Below are 17,923 nucleotides of genomic sequence, written 5' to 3' on the forward strand. Positions count from 1 at the left end.
ATTTGACCTACCCACAACAAAAGTTATGCGTTATTGCCGAACCCTTTTAATTGCTTTTATTACTTTCCTGGTAGTAATTTCACCAACTTTTGGGCAAAATTTATCAATATTGTTCCCTGCAACCCAGGTGTTAGCCCAAACGCCGAATCAGAAAGCAAATTCTGCTTTATCAGGGAACTTTGTTGATTACTTTGCGGAAGAAAGGCAATTTAAAGGACATGAAGGTAGTGTTAACAGTGCCAGTTTTAGCCAAGATGGTAAGCGCATAGTCACCGCAGGTAGTGACGGAACCGCCCGGATATGGGATTTTTCGGGTAAGGAATTGCTGGTATTACAAGGGCATCAGGGAAGTGTGCGGAGTGCCAATTTTAGCCCTGATGGACAGTTGATTGTGACTGCATCTTTTGATGGTACTGCTCGTGTGTGGAATAATTCCGGGCAACAGTTAGCTGAACTTAAAGGACATCAGGGTAATGTTAATAGCGCCAGTTTTAGCCCTGATGGGAAGCGGGTTGTAACTGCTGGTGCTGATAAAACTTTGCGGATTTGGGATGTTTCAGGAAAGCAGTTGGCGGAATTTAAAGGGCATGAGGGGAGTATTTACAGTGCCAATTTTAGTCCGGATGGGCAGAGAATTGTCACGGCTGCGGCTGATAAAACGGCGCGTGTTTGGGATTTGTCGGGTAAGGTGCTGGCAGAGTTAAAAGGGCATACGGATACAGTATGGAGTGCAAGTTTTAGCCCAGATGGTAAGCAGATAGTTACAGCATCTGATGATAAAACGGCGCGAGTGTGGGATGTATCGGGGAAGCAGTTAACAGTTTTACAAGGACATAAAGATAGTGTATATAGCGCCAGTTTTAGTGCGGATGGTCAAGGAATCGTTACAGCATCGGTAGATAAAACTGCACTGATTTGGAATGCTGCGGGAAAATTGGTAGGAAAGTTGCTAGGCCATGAAGGAGGAATCAATAGTGTCAATTGGAGTCAGGATAACAGGTGGATTATTAGCTCATCATCTGACAGTAATGCTCGTATATGGGATACCAATAGCAGTTTAGTATCTGAGCTTAAAGGACATCGGAATGGGGTGAAAAATGCCAATTTTAGCCCTGATGGTAAGTTGATTGTCTCAGCATCCTGGGATGGTACTGCTCGTTTGTGGCATAACAATGGCAAGTTAATATCTGAACTTAAAGGACATCGAGATGGTGTAACAAATGCCAAGTTTAGCCCTGATGGGAAGCTAATTGTTACTGCATCCAATGATGGCAGCGCTCGTATATGGGATACGAATGGCAAATTGCTTGCGGAACTTAAAGGGCATCAGGGTTTCATCAGAAATATCAGCTTTAGCCCAGATGGTAAGTTGATTGTCACTGCATCCAATGACGGAACAGTGCGTGTATGGGATAACAATGGCAAATTGTTTGCAAATTGGGTAAATTCTGCCCTATTACTTACAGAACAAAAAACAGAACGACAATCTGTAATTCCAGTATTTGTTACTGATGCGAATTTTAGCCCGGATGGCAAGCAAATTGTTACCGCATCATTTGAAGGCATGGCCCGTATATGGGATATCTCTGGTAACTTGCTTGCAGAACTTAAAGGGCATAAAGGCTTTGTTTTCACTGCTAACTTTAGCCCAGATGGCAAGCAAATTCTTACAGCATCCGATGATAAAACTGCTCGTTTGTGGGATACAAATGGCAAATTGCTGGTAGAACTTAAAGGACATCAGCGTGGTGTCAACAGTGCTAACTTTAGCCCGGATGGTAAGCAAATTCTTACAGCATCCGATGATAAAACCGCTCGTGTATGGGATACAAATGGCAAATTGCTGGCAGAACTGAAAGCACATCAGGGCGATGTCAACAGTGCTAACTTTAGCTTGGATGGGAAGCAAATTGTCACCGCATCATCTGATAAAACTGCTCGTGTGTGGGATACAAATGGCAAATTGCTGGCAGAATTGAAAGGACATGAAGATACCGTTAACAGTGCGAATTTTAGCTCGGATGGGAAGCAAATAGTCACCGCATCCGATGACGGAACAGTGCGTGTATGGCATCTTTCTCACACCCAGCTAGTTGAGCAACAAACATCTGAAAATCCCTCAACCAATATAGCGAAACCTCAAAAATTACCTTCTCGAGCCTGTTCTGGTTTCTTTACAAGTGCCAATTTTAGTCCTGATAGCAAACAAATTGTTATCGTATCTTGGGATAAAACAGCATGTGTATGGAATATATCAGGTAAGGTTCTTGCAGAACTGAAAGGACATCAGGATTATGTCAACAGTGCCAGCTTTAGCCCCGATGGCAAGAGAATTGTCACTGCATCCAAGGATAAAACAGCCCGTGTATGGGATACAAATGGCAAATTGCTTGCAGAACTCAAGGGGCATCAAGGTGATGTCAACAGTGCCCAGTTTAACCCCGATGGCAAACTAATCATTACTACATCGAATGATAAAACAGCCCGTATATGGGATACAAATGGCAAATTGCTCTTAGAAATCAATGGTTTTGAAAACTCAGTCGTTGACGCTAGCTTTAGCCCTGATGGCAAGAGAATTGTCACTGCATCCAAAGATAAAACAGCTCTTGTATGGGATACAAATGGCAAATTGCTTTTTGAACTCAAAGGACATCAAGATGATGTCAACAGCGCCAGTTTTAGCCCCGATAGCAAGCTAATCGTTACTACATCGAATGATAAAACAGCCCGTATATGGGATACAAATGGCAAATTGCTCTTAGAACTCAATGGCTTTAAAGACTCAGTTTTTGACGCTAACTTTAGCCCCGATGGTAAGCAAATTATTACGAGTTCATCTACCTCCAGTGTCTGGGATACGAATGGAAAACTGCTTTTTGAACTCAAAGGGGATCAGGGTAATGTTAGTAGTGCCAGTTTTAGTCCTGATGGCAAGTTCATTGTTACCACATCCCACAAAAGTGCCCGCCTATGGGATACAAATGGCAAATTACTTACAAAACTGCAAAGGTATCAGAGCGGTGTCAACAGTGCCAGTTTTAGTCCTGATGGTAAGCTAATTATTACCTTATCTACCGATGCTACTGCTCGTGTGTGGAATGCAAATGGCAAATTACTTGCAGAATTAGAGCATCCATCTGTGATGTCAAGTGCCGATTTTAGTCCTGATGGTAAGCTAATTCTTACTGTATATGATGATACTGCCCGTGTGTGGAATACATCTGGGAAGCTGCTTGCAGAACTCAAAGGGCATAAAAGCTCACTCCAAAGTGCCAAATTTAGCCCCAATAGCCAGTTAGTGGTCACCGCATCTAACGATAATACTGCTCGTGTGTGGGATATATCTGGGAAGCTGCTTGCAGAACTCAAAGGGCATCAGGAAAATGTTACTAGTGCCAGTTTTAGCCCAGATAGCAAGCAAATTATCACTACATCTTATGACAGGACAGTTCGGATTTGGGATATATCTGGTAAGCTGCTTGCAGGACTGAAAGTCTATCAGAAAGATTGGACGAGTGCCAGTTTTAGCCCCAATGGTGAGCTAATTATTCTACTTACATATGACAGGATATGCTATGTGTGGGATAAATCTGGTAATTTGGTTGCAGAACTAGTGCATCAAAACTATGTCAATAGTGCCAGTTTTAGCCCAGATGGTCAAAGGATTGTCACTACATCTGATGACAAGAAAGCTTATCTATGGAATGTGCAGGGTAAGTTACTTGCAGAATTGACAGGACATCAGCGCGATATCAACAGTGCTAGTTTTAGCCCAGATGGACAAAAGATTGTTACCACATCTGATGACAAGACTGCCCGTCTATGGGATACATCTGGCAAGTTGCTTGCAGAAATTAAAGGACATCAGGATTATGTCAAGAATGCCAGTTTTAGTCCAGATGGACAAAGGATTGTCACTGCATCTTGGGATGATACTGCCCGTGTGTGGGACACAAATGCTAAACAACTAACAGTTTTGGCTTTATCTGAAATTTCTTCTTCCCCCAAAGTTGAAGCAGACGGATTACGCGATCTACAATTCTACGCCCCCAATTGCGCCCAAGCATTTGAACCGTGGCAAAAAGCTCTTAAAATTTATCAACAAATCTCCGATCGCGAAAACCAAGCTGTCATTCTAGAAAAACTGGGGAATGCTTACTATTGTCTCAGCGATTACACCAACGCTATTAATTCTTACAGCAAAGCATCAAGCATTGCCCAACAAAACAATTACCCAGAAATCCAAGCCAAAAATCTCTCCAATCTCGGCAGTGTTTATAATTCTTTAGCAGATTATGAACCAGCAATTAAGTATTACGAAGATGCATTAAAACTTCTACAACAACAAGATATTCAACTCAAAGCAGAAATTCTCCGAGGGCGAGGAAATATTTATAATTTCCAAGGTAAATATCACGAAGCTATTAAGGATTACTCGCAAGCATTAGCCATCGATAAGAATTTGAAAAATACCTCTGGTGTAGCCAAAGATAAAGTCAATTTGGCAAATGTCTATTATGTCTTGGGTGACTACTCAAAAGCTATTCAATATTACAAAGAAACTCTAGATTTAATCCCTGGCGAATCTTTAGCCGGTTTAGGAAATACTTATCTTTCTCTAGGTGAAACTACCAAAGCAATTGAACTCCACAATCAAAGCTTGGCGAAAGCACGACAAAATGAAGATAAGGAAGCAGAAGGTAATGCACTGAATAATTTAACTTATGCTTTGATTAAAGCAAACAATCTCCCAGAAGCAGAGAAAAACCTGTTTGAAGCTATGAAAATTTGGGAATCTCTTCGCGCTGGATTAAATGATGCCAATAAAGTTTCTATCTTTGAAAAACAATCTCGCACCTATCGCCTACTGCAAGAAGTTTTAATTGCTCAAAATAAAATTAATGAGGCGTTAGAAATTTCTGAACGCGGTCGTTCGCGTGCTTTTGTAGAATTACTCGCAAGGCGCTTATCTCCAAACCCAACACAAAAATCAAACATTACGCCGCCAAATATTGAGCAGATTAAACAAATTGCGAAAGCACAAAATGCCACTTTGGTGCAATATTCAATTGTTGATCAAGAAGATAAACAACAAACCAAAGAATCAGAAATATATATTTGGGTAGTTAAACCCACAGGTGAAGTGGCATTTCATCGCCAAGATATCAAGCCGTTATTGCAAAAAGAGAATAAAAACCTAGCCCAATTAGTTGATATCTCCCGGCTATCTATAGGGGTAAGAAGTCGCGCAGGTGGGATTGTCGCCGCAGCAGCTGATGGTGCAAATCAACCCAAACGCTTACAACAACTCTATGATTTGTTAATTAAACCGATCGCCAACCAGCTACCCAGCAACCCCAGCGATCGCATTATTTTCATTCCTCAAGGTTCCCTGTTCTTGGTTCCCTTCCCCGCATTACAAGACGAACAAAACAAATACTTAGTAGAAAAACACACAATTCTTACTGCGCCATCGATTCAACTTTTAGATTTAACTCGCCAGCAAAAACGAGCACACCAAGGTAAATCAGCTTCTCTGCCAAATTTAGTAGTAGGTAACCCTACGATGCCTTTTGTATCCCTTGTACCAGAAGGAAAACCGCAACAACTACCAGCTTTAGAGGGTGCAGAAAAGGAAGCAAAAGCGATCGCACCTCTACTCAAAACCAAAGCGATCACAGGTAGTCAGGCAACAGAAACAGCGATCGCCCAAAAAATGACCCAATCACGGATCATTCATTTAGCCACACATGGATTGTTTGATGATTTACGTGGTTTGGGAAGTGCTATAGCCCTTGCACCCGCAGGTAAAGATGATGGTTTATTAACTGCGGAAGAAATTTTGGATTTGAAACTACAAGCTGAACTCGTAGTTCTCAGCGCCTGTGATACTGGCCGCGGAAAAATCACAGGGGATGGAGTAATTGGTTTATCTCGGTCTTTTATCAGCGCAGGTGTACCTAGCATTGTAGTTTCTCTATGGCAAGTACCAGATACACCAACAGCATCGTTAATGACTGAGTTTTATCAACATAGCAGTAAAAATTCTGATAAAGCTGCGGCCTTAAGACAAGCGATGTTGACCACTATGAAGACCCACCCTGACCCTGTCAACTGGGCAGCGTTTACTTTAATTGGCGAAGTCAATTGAATTTTAGCAAAGGGAATGTAGAAACCATGCCAATGCTCATCGGTTAAGGGCAAAAGGAGAAAGGGAAAAGGGGCAAGAAAAAACCTTTAACCCTTACCTTTTCACCTTTTCCCCAATACGGTCTCTACATTTTTTATGGCTAACTCTCAGCACTCTTATTGCGCCAACCAGGTTTAACTACCTGACGCGCACGGGCAATCACTAGCGAATCATCAGGCACATCTTCTGTGACAGTAGAACCAGCAGCGACATAGACATCATTACCTAAGGTGACTGGTGCAACTAAGACGCTATTGGAACCAGTTTTAGTGCGATCGCCAATTTTGGTACGGTGTTTTTTCACGCCATCGTAATTGGCGGTAATTGTCCCCGCACCGATATTAACCTTGGTACCTGCTGTCGTGTCGCCTAAATATGATAGATGTGCCACATTTGTGCGATCGCCTAATTCTGTATTTTTTAATTCCACAAAATTGCCTATCCGACAGCCAGCACCGATTTGCACTTGACCGCGTAAATGAGTGTAAGGCCCTAGTTGGGTGCCAGCTTGCACAGTGCTACCCTTGACTACGGAATATAGCACCGTGACATTTTCAGCTATATGGCTATTTTCAATTAAACTTCCAGGGCCAATGTGACTTCCGGCTTTAATGACTGTATTACCGCGCAGGTGCGTTTGCGGTTCAATAATTACATCTGGCTCTAATTCTACAGTGTCTTCAATGGTAATACTGTCAGGGTCGATGAGGGTCACGCCCGCTAACATCCATTTTTCCTTAATTCGCTTTTGTAAAATCTCGTATGCCTTGGCTAATTGTAGGCGATCGTTGATGCCGAGAATTTCTTGATAGTCTTCCACATCTACGGTCATCACTTTTCCAACTTGACTTACAGCATCAGTGAGATAGTATTCTTTTTGATTATTATTTGCTTCTAAGTGAGGTAATACCTGAGCTAAATTTTGCCAGCGGAAGCAATAAACCCCAGCATTAACTCGCCGATTATGTTTTTGAGCAGTTGTGCAATCTTTGTCTTCAATAATATGTTGCACAATATTTTCACTATCACAAAACACCCGCCCATAGCCCTGAGGATCGGGTAGGTATGCGGTGAGGATAGTGGCGGCGTTTTGATGTTCTTGGTGAGTTTGCCACAAATTTTGCAGAGTTTGAGCGCTTAACAATGGCACATCACCGTTTAATACCAGTAAATCCCCACTGTAACCCTCCAGATGCGGAAGTAATTGCTGGATAGCATGACCTGTTCCCTGCTGTACAGTCTGTTCGACAAACTCCAAATTAGGCACAGACTGCATGGCTGCTTTCACTTCCTCAGCCTGATATCCCACAATCACTAACCGCCTTGAAGGTGAAAGTGGTTCTACACTTTCCAGCACTCTTTCAATTAGCGATCGCCCACCCAAAGAATGTAAAACCTTGGGCAGCTGTGATTTCATCCTGGTGCCCCGTCCCGCCGCTAGAATTGCTACAACTACCATAATTTAGCTATCAGCTATAAATGAATTGCGCTATTGCGCTTGGCCTTTTAAGATTTAGGCTTCAAATAATACCAGCTAATCATCACAGACTGAAATGTCAAATCTTGTGGGTAATTCACAATACCTTGACTAAAACAGCCTCTTGTCTGTGTACAACCATAAATTGACCATGCTGATTTTAGATTTTTTTTGTTGATAGTTCATCCCTTGAGGGTAGAAAAATCTTACATTGGGCATTGGGGAGGTAGTGCGTTGCGGGGGTTCCCCCCGTTGTAGCAACTACCGTTATTGGGCATAGGAAAGACAGATTTTCATGGCAAGGTTTGTGCCAAAAACTGGCGTGAATGGAATCGGATTTAGACTCACAACTCTTGTACAGACGCGATTAATCGCGTCTCTGCAACTCCTGACTCAGCACTTTCAAGCTAGGGAGCAGGGGGAACAAAGAAAATATTAAAAATGAGGAATTATCAATAGTAGGGTGGGCACTCGTCATCATTTAGGTTTGAGCGAAAAAACTTGCAGCGCCTACCCTCAAAGAATTGCTTGTGTTTTAGGAATTTGATTTTCGCGCTCGTGAGGCATTTCTCATTCCCATGAGGCGTAATCTTGAATTTGGAATTCCCACTACTCAGGTAAGCCGGTGGAAATCAACCAAACTATATTACGAAACGTAAATGGGCTTCAACCCTTCACAATGACAAATGACCAATGACATACCTGGCCAGTTATCTTTAATTGCACCGACCTAATTACTGTTTAGTTTGTGTTTTGATAAACTCTGCAAACTGTTGCATTAGGTGAGGATTACGCCAACCCAAATCAGTTTCCTCTAGCATCACTGTCAGCGCTTCCTCAGAAGTAAAACTTCTTTTATAAGGTCGTTCGCTGGTGAGAGCATCATAAATGTCGATAATTTGAAATACCTGTGCCAGGTAGGGAATTTCTTCGCCTTTGAGTCCATCTGGATAGCCTGAACCATCCCAGCGTTCGTGGTGATGGCGAATAATTGGAATCACACCCCGCATACTGCGTAATGGCTGACAGATTTTTTCGCCAATCACAACGTGTTGTCTCATAATTTCCCACTCTTCGGCGGTGAGTTTACCTTTTTTCAGTAGTACCGCATCAGGTATGCCTACTTTGCCAATATCGTGGAGGTAGCCACCCCACATCAAATCTTTAATTTGGTTACGTGTGAGATTCAGGTATTCACCAAAAGCTTGTCCTAGTTTTTGTAACCGTTCGCAGTGATCGCCAGTATTCGGATCGCGGCTTTCAATAGCCATAGCTACAGAAAATAGTACTTGTTCGGCATGATCTAGGTCTTCATTGAGATGCTTTTGTCGTACTAAGGACTTGACACGCGCTATTAGTTCTAGACGGTCAAAAGGTTTAGTGAGAAAATCATCTGCGCCAACTTCAATACCCCGAATCCGCGATCGCCTATCATTTAAAGCCGTAATAAAAATCACTGGAATCAGTCTGGTATGCTCATTTTGTTTAAGGATTTGGCACACTTCAAACCCATCCATTCCAGGCATCATTACATCCAGTAAAATCAGGTCTGGTTGCTTTTCTTTGACTATATCCACTGCCATTGCGCCACTGTCGGCTTCTATTACTTCGTACCCTTCCATTGCCAACAGAGCTACAGCTGTCATGCGACTTGCTGCATGGTCATCAACTACTAAAATTTTTGGCAGATCTAAAACAGGGTTATTTCCTTGTGAATCTTGGTTTTGTAGGGTTTTCGAGTCTAATGAATCATCCGCATGAAAATTTGTCTGTGCCATCAAAGAAGGTAAGGATGCAGCTTTTTCCAGCATCAACTCTCCTGGAGATAAACTCATTGAATTACCCTCTACATTTTGTAGTTTTAATGAATCTTTTGCACTGACATTAGTCAATTTGTTGAGGGGGTTAGACCCACTACCAAGCTTGTCTATAGGGTTTGTATGCCTGAGTTCCCATTGCATCACAAAGTTACTCCAGTTTGTTACATAAAATTTAAGGTTTCAGCCAGCAAAATGTAACTTGAGTTTTTGATTGATTACATTCAACAGACTCAAATCTTCAAAAGATAGCTGCATCATTTATAATATATTTTTTGATTTATTTTAATAACACACTTAAATAATGTTCAAATGGCGCGCTATTCTTGCTTGAGATGATGAGGATTTTACAGGAATATTAAATCAGCTGTTTTAATGAAGATTGGCTAAGATAGCAGTGCAGAAAAGTTTGGCTTTTCTAAATATTTATTGAGCAGCTTAGTTTTGAAGTGAAAATTTTAAATTTTATATAGTATTATTAAGTATTTCTGCCTGCTGTATATAAAGCATTATCTACTAGATACAGATGCATCTTTAGTGATTTGGAACACAAAAATTAATGATCCTGATTACCTAAAATCAAGCTAGATGCTTATGCGATCAAGACAACAACAAGAGCATGAAAAAATTCTTTTCTCTAGGCTCTAGGCACTGATTCTGCACCTACATTTTTTAGCAGCCACCTTTTTCTCCAATGGGAGGTAGGTTCTAGGGTGCAAGTTTGTTGCTCTTGTTGTCGCCGCAAAATAATGACATCAGCAGCATCATGCAATTGCGGATCGCGGTAAGGAATCGCCGCACGAGTCAGCAAATGTTCTTGTTCTTCTTGAGAGAGAGGCGGAAGTATGCAATTGTCTTTTGCGTTTGCACTTTCAGAATGAACTGCTACTGTACCAGGCGATCGCCTACCGACTGGTGGAGTCGAACCTATTTGTAAGCCAGCACTCAAAAATGCGGCGCGGACAGCCGCAGCACAGGAATAAGTAGCAACAATGCCCTCAGCATCTAAACAAGATGATATTTGTTGGATAAACTCTACAGTCCATAACTGAGGACACTGCGGCGGTGAAAACGGATCGAGAAAAATCGCATCAGCCTGAAACCCTGATTGCAGAATTAATTTAATCGAGTTTCTAGCATCACCAATTAACAGTTCAGCCTGTAAGTTGTCTTGTTGAACTTGATACTTATAAGCTAGCTGCATCAAGATTTCGTTAGACTTGTAATCCCAGTTATCAAATAGGCGATGAGCGATCGCAGCTTGCGGTACAGAGGAATTCAACTCTAAAGCCATAACTTCCACATGACAATCGGGATTTACTGCCCAAATAGTCTGCAAAGCTGCTGCTGTGTTGTATCCTAGACCATAACAAATGTCTAATATTCGTAAGGCTGATTTTTGGGCACGTGCAGCTAGTTGCGTAGGTACAGCAAACTTGAGAAAACTCTCTTGCTTTGCTCCGTAATGACTGTGAAAGTCTTCGCCAAATTCTTGGGAGGTAAAAGTAAAGGAACCATCCGCAGTTAGTTGTGGGACAAATTGCTCAAAGTCTGGCATTTTCTCTAGAAAACTGATAATAAATATTTGCTAATTAATTTAATAATGACTAATGACCAATGACCAATTAGTTGTTTCACCAGTATGGTTGCTTGAACATCTTGACGATCCGCAGGTTGTGATTGTAGATTGTCGCTTTTCTTTAGCAGATCCACAACTAGGGCGACAGCAGTACCAAGTTAGCCATATCCAGGGGTCGCACTATCTAGATTTAAATCAGGATCTATCTAGTCCAGTCGGAGAACATGGGGGAAGACATCCTTTACCTAATCCTGCTGATTTAGCCAATAAATTAGCAGAAATAGGCGTAAACTACCAAAAAAGTTTAGTAGTTGCCTATGATGATTCTCGCTTTGCCTTTGCATCTCGTCTATGGTGGTTATTGCGTTATTTAGGACATGAACGAGTAGCCGTATTAGATGGCGGCTTTGCTGCATGGCAAAAAGCTGGTTATCCTGTCACAAATATTATTCCTCAACCTCAACCTGCTACTTTTATTCCTCAAGTAAAAATAGATAAAGTAGTAGATATTGAAAGCGTCAAACAGAAAAAAGATTTATCAGATGTCATATTAGTAGATTCCCGAGAGGGCGATCGCTATCGCGGTGAACGAGAGCCAATTGATCAAATTGCTGGTCATATTCCTGGTGCTGTGAACTATCCTTGGTCTGAAGTTACCGATTCATCAGGTTATCTGCTTCCCCCAAGCGAACAACGTCGCCGTTGGGAAAAGCTAGAAACAGCCAAAGAGATTTTAGTTTATTGTGGTTCTGGTGTGACTGCTTGTGTAAATCTACTTTCCTTAGAAATAGCAGGGATTTCTCAAGGAAAACTCTATGCTGGTAGCTGGAGCGATTGGATTAGTTATATGTAGGCAGCATTAATTGTCTATATTAGAATGAATGGGGTTTTTGGCATTAGGTGTTTGGTTTTTTCCCAATTACCAATTACCAATTACCAATTACCCAATCCCCTTAATGAAAGCTATTTTGATACAAAAAATTTAAGATATAATCAAATAAATTTTTTTAGTTTTTTTAATTTTTTATGTAAAATTTTTCCATCTGAAACTGTAGTAGAAGTATTAGCTAATATTATTTAAATTAAAAGCAAATGAGCCAAAATAAGCAGCGTCGAATTGTAATTGGGGATGTACATGGTCATTACGAAGGATTAATGACTTTGTTAACAGCAATTGCTCCATCATCCAACGATCAACTATATTTTCTGGGAGACTTAATCGATCGCGGCCCTCAAAGTTCACAAGTAGTTAATTTTGTCAAGCAAAATAACTATCCTTGTCTGCTAGGAAATCATGAGCAAATGTTATTAAACGTGCTGAACAATGGTGGAGCTACTTCCACACAAGCAATGCAAGCATGGTTATACAGTGGAGGACAAGCAACCATCGCCAGTTACCAAGAAGCGACAATTCCCCAAGAGCATATCGATTGGTTCAAAGCTTTACCTACATATCTGGATTTAGGCGATGTTTGGCTAACCCATGCTGGTCTCGATCCTGCAATTCCTTTAGCCAAACAAACTGCTGAACAATTTTGTTGGATCAGAGAAGAATTTCACGGCATTGAAAAACCCTACTTCCCTGATAAGTTAATTATTATTGGTCACACCATCACCTTTACCCTACCTGGCGTTAATCCCGGTCAACTGGCCCAAGGGCGAGGTTGGCTGGACATAGATACAGGCGCTTATCATCCTCGCAGTGGTTGGTTGACAGCTTTAGATCTCACCAATAACTTGGTTTACCAAGTTAATGTTTTTAGAAAGCGTGTCCGTAGCCTACCTTTAGCAGAAGCAACCGTGACGATTGATCCGGCAGAAATTAAAGGCGCTCGCCACAACAAGCAGCGAGCGTAATAGCTTGATTTAACAATAGTGAGTGAGTCTGCACAGCATCCTCAAGATGAAGTAAGTCGTTGGTAATTAACCAAACTATTTTAAGAAACGTAAATAGGCTTAAAATCCTTACCAATGACCAATGACAAATGACACATGACAACCTCAGCCAGTTATCTTTAATTTCACCGACTTATTTACGATAATGCGCGAATATTAGCTTTATAAGCAGCATTATCTAATCCATAACGCCCATCGCTAGGTTGAGCATTAATAGATTTTTTGAGAGCATTAATGCGATCGCTAGTTGCTGGGTGAGTACTCAAGAATGTGGGTGTAGAACCCTTTCCTAGCAGCTTTTGCATAAAAGAAACCATCCCCGACTGAGCATAACCGCTACGGGTCAAGGTTCTTAACCCTCGTTTATCGGCATCAAATTCATCTTGACGACTGCGGGGAAGATTAAGTGCTAGTTGAACACCAAGTCCTACCGCCGTATTGCGATCTAAACCCGCTGCTGTGGCTACACCACTAGCTAGCGCCTGTTGTCTCATCTGCTTGACTAAATGTTTACCACCAATGTGACCCATTTCATGGGCGAGGACACTGGCTAATTCCGCTTCATTGTCTGCGGCTTGCAGTAACCCAGTGTGGACGTAAACATAGCCGCCTGCGGTTGCGAAAGCATTGATGGCTTTATCTTCAACTACTTGGAAAGTATAGGGCAGGTTGGGGCGATCGCTATTCGCAACCAAACGCTGACCAATTTGTTCCACGTAGCGAGTAATGGCTGCATTCCGGTAAAGCTTAACTTCACCCTGCAATTCCTGATTTATCTGCTTACCCAGATCAACTTCTTGGCGATCGGATATATTAGATAGCTGAAATATCTGGACTCCCTGGAATAGAAGCGGCAATAAATCAAAAGCCCTTCCGGGAAGGGGTGTAGTCAGACACACACTCAGGGCGACTACCACAGAAATTAACGGATAAAACCAGCGCCGCCGCCACAAACGATAATTTGTCAAAAAGGCTTTCCAAGCAAACATAATCTGGTGTTTTGGAAAATTGTGGAAGAACACAAAATATGGGACGCATTTAGGGCTTTCTATGTTGCATTTTCAACTTAAAGACGAAATTGCACTGGGCCATATCACTCCCATCAATTTTGATGATTCTCTTGGAAACATCGAGAATGATTCCTAGCTTCCCCATACTACTCGGTTAAGGGTTTTGAACTCAAAATTACGCCTAATGTGAATTAGAAACGCCTCTTATGCCATAAGGGTTTCAAGATTAGCCCACAATCATTGTTTTGTGGCTAACTACGAAATTATCAGGGTTTCAAGATTTAATTCTCATTAAACGTAAATTGGTTTTGGGGAAAAGGGTAAAGGTTTTTTATTTCCCTTTTCCCATTCCCCTTTTTCCCCTTAACCGACAAGTATTGCCTAGCTTCCTACATTTTCCTTCCCCCATACCACCCGAGTACAGGTTGTTTCAGCCACAAATTAAAACAACAATAATTCCGGAACTTGATTGCCTAGTCCCGTAATTTCAGAAGTCATGATACACTGTCGCATGACTATAGCCCCTAGCCGCTTGCTTACCAAGTAGGGAAGATTGTCATTACTCTAGTCAAGCCTGCTACTCAACTCAATTACTCCGCTCACATCTGGAAAACTTGTTATGGCTATTTTAGATACCAAAGGCCGCTTGTTCGGCAAAATTAACCTCCTAGATTTAGGTGCTTTACTAGTTATTGTGCTAGTTATCTTTGGCATATTTGTCTTTCCCGGTACTTCCGGTTCTGTAGCCCAAGTCGGTGCTAAAACAGTACCTATAGAAGTGGATCTGGTAGTTCGTGGCTTAAATGTTCGTAACCCTCAGCAGTTATATGACAAAGGGCTGAAAGCAGGTGGTAAGACTAACGTGATTATCCGCAATCAACCTCATGGTGAGATTGCAATTAAATCTATGCAACCACTACCAAGAACAATCAATGTTCCTCAACCTGATGGTTCTATTAAAGAGTTACCAGATCCAAAAAGCAACAATTTTAGTACAGATATGCTGTTGACTTTAGAAGGTAAAGCACAAATCACTCAAAATGGCCCTGTTCTAGGTAACAGCAAAGTGAAAATTGGAATGCCCTTTGAATTAGAAGGTTTCAACTACAACTTTAATGCCACTGTCATCGATTTAAGATTGAAAGATAAATAAACTTGGCACCAAAGCAAGTCTAATTTTAGACCTTACATCACATAGTGGTCTATTGCCAAAATTTTGATAAGTTCGTAGTGAGTTAGCGCAGTCTTAAGGGTTTCCCTGGAACGAATGAATAACCGCAATTTTGAGCAGTCTACTGCTTGAAAATCCAGGCTACAGTCTTGACTACGAACTTATTCGCCTATCATGACTAGCAACATAAATCACTAGTTATTAGTGCGAATTTCTACGTTAAAATAGACACTAGTTTGGGCTATGCACAGCCAGTAAATTTTATGTACTGGCGCAAAATCAAAATGTATAAAAGTAGCGGAAATTAAGAGAAAAACTGCCGATATTAGGTAGGATTAATACATCGACAATTAAAAATGAAAGTGTTAAAACCCCTTTATAAAGAAATAAGTTTAGTAAACTTTCTCCCTTAGTCTCTCTAGACTAGGAGCCGAGAGAGGAGTAAGGTAGAAATCAGGGTTTTTAGCTTCTACTTTTACAGTAAAGAGGTTAAATCACATTCATCTAACTTGCATTCCATGAGTTTTCAGGGAAAAATCCCCAAATTTTTATTTGGCAAGATTTTTTTGTAACTCTACTAACTTAGATAATTATTGTTTTTCTTTTATTCAAAGAAAACTTGGAATCAGTAAACGAAGTATTAGAGCCTTGAATAAGCTATTGTTTACAGGTAAATCTTTTCGGTTTATGGCGTTTACCCTCCCGCTGTTAATGTGGTTGGGATATAAAGAAGTCAAAAGCCAAATAGTAGAACCGCAAGCAGTCTTAGTGTTAGGCGGTTCAACGAAGAATCTAGAGCGAGAAAAGTTTACAGCAGATTTTGCTAAGAGGCATCCAAATTTACCTATTTGGATCAGTGGTGGCAGTCCACCTAGATCTACACAAAAGGTGTTTTCCAAGGCAGGAATAGATCCTGAACGCTTACACTTGGATTACGAAGCAGTAGATACAGTTACTAATTTTACTACGCTGGTTGATGATTTGCAAGCACACGGAATCAAGAGCGTTTATTTGATTACGTCCGATTTCCATATGCGTCGGGCTAGCGTCATTGGTGAGATTGTTTTAGGTAGTCGCGGTATTGAGTTTAAAACAATACCAGTTCCTTCCAAAACATCTCCTGAACCACTAGAAAAATCTTTCCGCGATGGCGCTAGAGCTATTCTTTGGGTAGCAACTGGTTATACGGGTGCAGAAGATACGTTGCATAAGAAGTGAATGGGGATTGGGGATTGGGTAATGGGGATTGGGGATTGGGTAATGGGTAATGGGTAATGGGTAATGGGTAATGGGTAATGGGTAATGGTAAAAAAAATAATAACAATAGTCCTATTCCCTTTGACCTTTGACCTTTGACCTTTGACCTTTGACCTTTGACCTTTGACCTTTGACCTTTGACCTTTGACCCTTGACCCTTTTTAAATTAAATCCCGATGGGTAAATGCCTTAGCATTTGCGCCAGTGTAGCTCGCTACAATATGACCGTCGCCTATCATTTGATATTTGTAGGTGACTAACCCTTCTAAACCAACAGGGCCTCTTGGAGGCATCTGTTGAGTACTAATGCCTACTTCGGCACCAAAGCCGTAGCGGAAACCATCAGCAAAGCGGGTGGAACAGTTGTGATAAACTCCGGCTGCATTCACTAATCCTAAGAAAGCTTCTGCTGCTGCTAAATCTTCGGTGACGATCGCTTCTGTATGGCGAGAACCATATTCATTAATATGGGCGATCGCATCTTCTATGGAATCTACAATTTTAATTGCCAAAATCAAATCGCTGTATTCTGTTTCCCAGTCTTGTGCTGTAGCTGCGGTGAGATGATGCAAAATTTTGGCGGTGCGTTCATCACCTCTTAATTCCACGTGATTAGCTTGCATGGCTGCGGCTAGCTGTGGTAGATAATCTGCGGCTATGCTGGTATGAACTAGCAAGGTTTCAATAGCGTTACAAGCTGCGGGATATTGGGTTTTAGCATCAACAGCAATAGTAACTGCTTTGGTAATATCAGCGCCTTTATCTATATATAGATGACAAATGCCATCTGCATGACCAAGTACGGGAATGCGAGTATTGTCCTGCACAAACCGCACAAAGGAATTAGAACCTCTGGGAATAATTAAATCTACATATTTATCTAACTGCAAAAGTTCAATAGTTTGTTCTCTAGTTGTTAATAACTGCACTACATCGGGGTTCACAGCAGTGTGAGATAAGCCTTGCTTAATTGCTTTGACTATCGCTTCGCAAGAACGGATTGCTTCTTTACCACCTTTGAGGATTACGCCATTACCTGACTTGATTGCTAAAGAGACAATTTGAATTGCGGCTTCGGGACGTGCTTCAAAAATAATGCCCAAAACGCCTAAAGGACAAGTAATGCGCTTGAGAATTAAACCTGTGTCGATTTCGCGATGAATTTGGACTTTCCCGACTGGATCGGCTAGTTTACCAACATCTCTGACTCCCGCGATCGCATCTCTCAATTTATGTTCATCCAACTGCAAGCGTTTATAAAGTGGTTTGGCAATCCCATCAGCAGTGGCGGCTTCACAATCAGCGATATTGGCTTGCAAAATGTCGTCTCTTGCTGATTCTAAAGCTTGGGCGATCGCTTCAATAGCTTGATTTTTCGCCTCAGTGGAGATAACAGCCAACTTACTAGCAGCAGAGCGGGTTTTTTGAGCGATTCCGATCAAAGGAGAAGCAATATCAACAATAGTCATAGCAAATAATAACTTTCCAGTCAGGCCACAATCTTTGTCTTTTCCCTATCCTAC

The 17,923-nt window shown here is 41.5% G+C and carries 10 protein-coding genes; 5 read left to right on the top strand and 5 right to left on the bottom strand.

What is annotated here, in order from left to right; genetic code table 11:
• Nucleotides 1–25: 25 nt before the first annotated feature.
• Nucleotides 26–6,154: a CHAT domain-containing protein gene (locus HGR01_RS25690; protein WP_045871261.1), complete on the top strand. Its 6,129-nt coding sequence runs from the start codon at nucleotides 26–28 to the stop codon at nucleotides 6,152–6,154.
• Between the two features lie 139 nt (nucleotides 6,155–6,293).
• Here the strand turns inward: HGR01_RS25690 and glmU are convergent, their stop codons facing one another.
• From glmU to HGR01_RS25705, 3 genes are all read right to left on the bottom strand, one after another.
• Nucleotides 6,294–7,652: a bifunctional UDP-N-acetylglucosamine diphosphorylase/glucosamine-1-phosphate N-acetyltransferase GlmU gene (gene glmU, locus HGR01_RS25695; protein WP_045871260.1), complete on the bottom strand. Its 1,359-nt coding sequence runs from the start codon at nucleotides 7,650–7,652 to the stop codon at nucleotides 6,294–6,296.
• Between the two features lie 752 nt (nucleotides 7,653–8,404).
• Nucleotides 8,405–9,634 carry an HD domain-containing phosphohydrolase gene (locus HGR01_RS25700; protein WP_045871259.1) on the bottom strand — a complete coding sequence of 410 codons (1,230 nt, stop codon included), beginning with the start codon at nucleotides 9,632–9,634 and terminating at the stop codon, nucleotides 8,405–8,407.
• 490 nt (nucleotides 9,635–10,124) lie between these two features.
• A complete protein-coding gene (locus tag HGR01_RS25705) occupies nucleotides 10,125–11,045 on the bottom strand; it encodes a tRNA (5-methylaminomethyl-2-thiouridine)(34)-methyltransferase MnmD (protein ID WP_045871258.1) in 921 nt (306 codons plus the stop codon).
• A 52-nt stretch (nucleotides 11,046–11,097) separates the two neighbouring features.
• Between HGR01_RS25705 and HGR01_RS25710 the strand changes: the two genes are divergently transcribed.
• The gene (locus tag HGR01_RS25710) at nucleotides 11,098–11,919 is read left to right on the top strand and encodes a sulfurtransferase (protein WP_045871257.1); all 822 of its coding nucleotides are present in this window, start codon (nucleotides 11,098–11,100) and stop codon (nucleotides 11,917–11,919) included.
• A gap of 239 nt (nucleotides 11,920–12,158) precedes the next feature.
• Entirely contained in the window at nucleotides 12,159–12,923 is a 765-nt protein-coding gene (locus HGR01_RS25715) for a metallophosphoesterase family protein (protein WP_045871256.1), read from the top strand.
• Between the two features lie 176 nt (nucleotides 12,924–13,099).
• Here HGR01_RS25715 and HGR01_RS25720 read toward each other — a convergent pair whose 3' ends face one another.
• Nucleotides 13,100–13,951 (bottom strand): M48 family metallopeptidase, encoded by an 852-nt coding sequence (locus HGR01_RS25720; RefSeq protein ID WP_045871255.1) that lies wholly within the window; start codon nucleotides 13,949–13,951, stop codon nucleotides 13,100–13,102.
• Nucleotides 13,952–14,591: 640 nt separating this feature from the next.
• Between HGR01_RS25720 and HGR01_RS25725 the strand changes: the two genes are divergently transcribed.
• Nucleotides 14,592–15,125, top strand: coding sequence for a DUF4330 domain-containing protein (locus HGR01_RS25725; RefSeq protein WP_045871254.1), 534 nt, complete (start codon nucleotides 14,592–14,594; stop codon nucleotides 15,123–15,125).
• A 705-nt stretch (nucleotides 15,126–15,830) separates the two neighbouring features.
• A complete protein-coding gene (locus HGR01_RS25730; RefSeq protein ID WP_045871376.1) occupies nucleotides 15,831–16,361 on the top strand; it encodes a YdcF family protein in 531 nt (176 codons plus the stop codon).
• 200 nt (nucleotides 16,362–16,561) lie between these two features.
• Here HGR01_RS25730 and HGR01_RS25735 read toward each other — a convergent pair whose 3' ends face one another.
• Nucleotides 16,562–17,869 carry a glutamate-5-semialdehyde dehydrogenase gene (locus HGR01_RS25735; RefSeq protein ID WP_045871253.1) on the bottom strand — a complete coding sequence of 436 codons (1,308 nt, stop codon included), beginning with the start codon at nucleotides 17,867–17,869 and terminating at the stop codon, nucleotides 16,562–16,564.
• Nucleotides 17,870–17,923: the final 54 nt, after the last annotated feature.

Origin of the sequence: Tolypothrix sp. PCC 7712 (assembly GCF_025860405.1) — a bacterium.
Lineage (GTDB): Bacteria > Cyanobacteriota > Cyanobacteriia > Cyanobacteriales > Nostocaceae > Aulosira > Aulosira diplosiphon.

What these genes read in the sequence shown, in the direction of transcription:
- HGR01_RS25690 (WP_045871261.1), top strand. Translation starts at nt 26, where the DNA reads ATGCGTTATTGCCGAACCCTTTTAATTGCTTTTATTACTTTCCTGGTA.
- glmU (WP_045871260.1), bottom strand. Translation starts at nt 7,652, where the DNA reads ATGGTAGTTGTAGCAATTCTAGCGGCGGGACGGGGCACCAGGATGAAA.
- HGR01_RS25705 (WP_045871258.1), bottom strand. Translation starts at nt 11,045, where the DNA reads ATGCCAGACTTTGAGCAATTTGTCCCACAACTAACTGCGGATGGTTCC.
- HGR01_RS25710 (WP_045871257.1), top strand. Translation starts at nt 11,098, where the DNA reads ATGACCAATGACCAATTAGTTGTTTCACCAGTATGGTTGCTTGAACAT.
- HGR01_RS25715 (WP_045871256.1), top strand. Translation starts at nt 12,159, where the DNA reads ATGAGCCAAAATAAGCAGCGTCGAATTGTAATTGGGGATGTACATGGT.
- HGR01_RS25720 (WP_045871255.1), bottom strand. Translation starts at nt 13,951, where the DNA reads ATGTTTGCTTGGAAAGCCTTTTTGACAAATTATCGTTTGTGGCGGCGG.
- HGR01_RS25725 (WP_045871254.1), top strand. Translation starts at nt 14,592, where the DNA reads ATGGCTATTTTAGATACCAAAGGCCGCTTGTTCGGCAAAATTAACCTC.
- HGR01_RS25730 (WP_045871376.1), top strand. Translation starts at nt 15,831, where the DNA reads ATGGCGTTTACCCTCCCGCTGTTAATGTGGTTGGGATATAAAGAAGTC.
- HGR01_RS25735 (WP_045871253.1), bottom strand. Translation starts at nt 17,869, where the DNA reads ATGACTATTGTTGATATTGCTTCTCCTTTGATCGGAATCGCTCAAAAA.